The organism is Luteimonas sp. TWI382, from assembly GCF_039674545.1.
Lineage (GTDB): Bacteria > Pseudomonadota > Gammaproteobacteria > Xanthomonadales > Xanthomonadaceae > Luteimonas.
In genome coordinates, this window is record NZ_JBDJNS010000062.1 from 1 (window position 1) to 436 (window position 436).

At 69.7% G+C, this 436-nt stretch carries 1 protein-coding gene; it reads left to right on the plus strand.

All coding sequences use genetic code 11. The features are described 5' to 3' along the window. Nucleotides 1-37: 37 nt before the first annotated feature. Nucleotides 38-436: leucine zipper domain-containing protein (locus ABE505_RS17095; RefSeq protein WP_346446310.1), on the plus strand; the 399-nt coding region annotated here is incomplete at its 3' end.

Genomic DNA, 436 nt, shown 5'->3' on the forward strand with positions numbered 1-436 from the left:
GGGGGTTACGAAGCCAACCCAGCCCCAGGAGCCCCGGATGAACCTGCATAAACATGCCCGATTGACGCCCCATGGTCGAGCGCTGCTCGTGCGCCGGGTCCTGCAAGAAGGATTGCGGGTAGCAGAGGCCGCGCAGGCGTGCGGTGTCAGTCCGCGTACCGCCTACAAGTGGCTCGATCGCTTCCGCTGCGAAGGGGTGGCTGGGCTGGCGGACCGCAACTCCCGGCCCGCGCGGTGCCCCCATGCGACGCCCGCATCGGTGACGGCGCAAGTGCTGGCGCGGCGGCGCGAGCGCCAGACCTATCGTCAGATCGGCGATGCGCTGGGGTTGAGTCAGAGCACCGTCGCCCGGATCGTTCGACGGGCCGGTCTCAACCGGCTCTCGGCCCTGGAGCCACCGCGTCCCCAGAACCGCTACGAGCATCCCAACCCCGGC